Origin of the sequence: Streptococcus sp. 2018110 (genome assembly GCF_019754115.1) — a bacterium.
GTDB lineage: Bacteria > Bacillota > Bacilli > Lactobacillales > Streptococcaceae > Streptococcus > Streptococcus hashimotonensis.
In genome coordinates, this window is sequence record NZ_JAIJZO010000038.1 from 1 (window position 1) to 3,407 (window position 3,407).

General features: G+C 42.5%; 3 protein-coding genes. All 3 read right to left on the reverse strand.

Translation table 11 applies throughout. The features are described from left to right. Nucleotides 1–812 (reverse strand): phage tail spike protein (locus K5Q34_RS11590; protein ID WP_313770354.1); only part of this gene is annotated, 812 nt, incomplete at its 3' end. 1 nt (nucleotide 813) lies between these two features. Continuing rightward, complete coding sequence (locus tag K5Q34_RS11595) at nucleotides 814–1,536, reverse strand: phage tail protein (RefSeq protein ID WP_221865055.1); 723 nt, start codon at nucleotides 1,534–1,536, stop codon at nucleotides 814–816. After that, nucleotides 1,533–3,407: phage tail tape measure protein (locus tag K5Q34_RS11600; protein ID WP_221865056.1), on the reverse strand; the 1,875-nt coding region annotated here is incomplete at its 5' end. The genes K5Q34_RS11595 and K5Q34_RS11600, both read right to left, overlap by 4 nt.

Consider the following 3,407-nt stretch of genomic DNA (forward strand, 5'->3'; position numbering starts at 1 on the left):
TTATCAATTCCCTCTAAGCGAAACTTGCTACTAGCCCACTCTATTAACTCCTGTCGAGTTTTGAGATTATTATTGGTATAGGTCACTTCATTGATGAAAGGATAGAAGTTAATCAACGGACTATCTACAGTGACTTGAAGTACAGTCTCCCTATCCTGCCCCTCTTGCTTGAAGCTTGAAGTGGCATGGATACGAGTGATAATCTGTGAACTTTCTTTGGTTCGTTGATACTTTTTCAAATTGTAGTGAGTAGAGATAACAACTCCACGGTCTTGTCCTCGCTCACTCTTTATAGTTAGGGCAAGGTTATCTCGAACCAATTCTCCCTCCCAAGTTCCAAGGATAGAGTGTTTACCATCCAGTAGTGTGGAGTACAGCGTCTGTTCCTTGTCCGTTGTATAGGTTCTGTTCTTGACAATGTCACTGGTAAAAGAAAAATCTCCCAGTGGAGACTTACTTGCCATGACCATGCTTGATAGGGCAGTTGCACAGGGTACCTGTTCACATCTAAATGGCGATACCAACCTACTCATGACGTCATCTGATATATGATAGGCCACAACTTCAATACTGGCGTCTCCTTCGATGACTTTCTTTATTCGAAACAACTGATGTCCCAATACTGGAACTGGGCTACGAACGAGGTAGTCCTCTTTTAACTCTCGAAATAGTCCACTATCTGTGATCGGATAGGTAAAGTTCAGGACAAAATCCCCATTCAAGGTTTCCTTGACACTTGCTTTTATGGTCTCTGGGAGTGGTTTCCCATGCCATTTTGCCGTTCGAACAGTTTTGTCTAATAATGATAGCACTCTATGCCCACCCCCAATTCATTTCTATTGTTAATGATGTGATGCCAGCACCTAAGACAACTCCAACTGAGTCATTCCTAACTGCATCTATAGAAAGAAAATCACCAGACCATTTTACAGGCTGACCTCTTTGTGTCTTAAAACTTGGCTGACTAGGATTATTATCCATAATGAGTGTTTCTTGTAATCGCTCCAGGCGGATGACATCTTCCCCAATTGTAAAGCTAGTTTCACTACTCGAGTTGCCACTTATGGTAATCTTTGGAAAAGCGATGGCTGAACCTTGACATCGCAAAACACCACTGGTTCTAAACACCTGCGAGGTTGTCGTTTTGAACCACTTGGTTGGGTGACAAGAAAATGTAACCTTAAACTCATACACCCCCAGCTTATCCTTTTGAACTGGAGTATGGTGAACCTTGTAACACCAAAAGCGTATGGTCTTGAAACTAGCGTTCTCAAGCCAAAATCCTTCTTTCAAAAATAGCTTCAAAAAGGAAAATAACTGTTCTTCACTAGGTTTAACAAGATAGAGGGTATAGCTCAGTTCCATGACACTTCTGCGAGGATTGGTTTGAAGAACCGCACCTGACAGACCTTGGTGTTCTATCAATTGCGTCTTACTTTCACTAACTGTGATAGAAGGGCTATCTTCCACGATTACCTTAAAAGGAAAACTAGCCGTGGTTACTCCACCAATGGTTAATGCATTATGTCTAATCATGGTTTCACTCCTCTCAATACTTGCTGACGTTCTAATTCATACACTAATTTCTCTCCAACCATCTCCGCAAGTCGGTGAAGGTCAGTCTCTTCTCTTACTGTATTTCCAGTAATGGTGATATGAATGGTTGGTAGATTGCTTGTCATGGTCTTTGCGATTCCTCGACCAATCGCACCCAATGTTTGTTCATTCAAAGGCAAGACTGCTTCTTTTCCAGCCTCACCTCCAACCATTAGGCTATTGCCGTTTACCCCAAATGCGGTTGGTTTGGTTAAAATTCCTCCTTTGGCATACCAATCAATGGAGATTCTTGGAATACCCCCCTTTAACCAATCCAGTGGATTGGCTGAACCTGATACTCGAAAATGAGGAAGTGGAATATGTGGCCATCTGATTTGGAAGTTAAAGAGATTTTTAATAGCATTGATGGCATTACTCACGGCATCTCTTGCACCATTGATAGCACTTGAAATGGTGTTTTTCACACCATTCCAAACAGATGAAACCGTATTAGATATACCATTCAAGATGTTGGATACAGTACTACTGATACCGTTCCAGATAGTTGAAACAGTTGAACCAATCGCAGATAGGACACTGGATATTGTTGATTGAATAGCTGACCATATAGTTGAAATAACAGAACTAATGGCAGATAGTACATTTGAGATGGTATTCTTGATACCCGTCCAAGCAGTTGAAATAAATTGGGCAATGAAGTTTAATGCAATGGAAATAAGAGATATTATTCCCTCCCATACCGTTGAAAGTACCTGCTTAATCGTTTCCCAAGCACCCGCCCAATCACCAGTTATGACTTGCATCACAGCTTTAATGATTCCAAGAACCATATTGATAGCTGTTTCAACCACAACCATTATCATGTCCCATGCGGTTGTGATGATGAGTTTGATATTTTCCCAACTAGCTTGAATCAATGGTCCAAGAATTGTCATTACTGTAGTGATGACCGTTGAAATGGCATTCCATACCGTGGTTGCAGCATTTAGAATCAATTGCTGGTTTTCAGTCCACCATGTGGTTAGCGTTCCCCAGATGGACATAACAAAACTAGAAATCTGCTGGATGATCATGGTCAGAAAGGCATAGATACTATTCCAGATTTCCATTACAGTCGTTCGAAAGCCTTCGTGATTCGTCCAGAGTTCTTTTAACCCAACAATCAGTAAGGTAATGGCAGCTACAATACCAACAATAATCCCCACAATCGGCAAAAATGCCGTTATCATTCCAACAACGGTTGTCCCCATAGCGGCTGCCGCAACCTGTAAGCCCAAGAAAACTGGAAGTAACATCCCTACCACGGCTAAAATACCTGTGAAGATAATGACGACTTCCTTGATGGGACTGGATAAGTTGGTAAACCAAGTCGCTAGTTGACTAACAATGTCTGCCAAACTTTGGAAGACTGGAATAAGCATCTCCAGAATCGGTTGACCGATTGCTGCTAGAGCATTAGTTCCAGACTGTCTTAAGTTACCCAGAACGTTTTCCAGTCCGTCTGATTCCCTAGCAGCTTGTCCCAAGGCTCCAGAGAGTTCATTGCCGTCCTCTACCATTTGAAGGAGGGTTAACTGCTTCTGAGCTTCTGATAGTTCATTGAAGGACTTTCCATAGAGCTTGTTCGCCGCTGCATTACGAGTGGTTTCTGTTGCAGAAATACCTAGAGCTGCGTCATTTTCATAGTTTCCTTTGAGGAAGGATTGCAGGTTTTCGGTGACTTCTTCGATGGATTTGTCGTAAAATGCTGCCCCATCAGCCGCTGCTCTGGTGGCACGAGTGGTCAGATCCAAAGCCTGAGCCGTATCCATCCCAGAGGTTTTGGCAAAGGAAGCCATCTGAGTGAAGGA

Excerpts from the sequence above, each read along its gene's own strand:
- K5Q34_RS11595 (WP_221865055.1), bottom strand. The coding sequence starts at position 1,536 with ATGATTAGACATAATGCATTAACCATTGGTGGAGTAACCACGGCTAGT.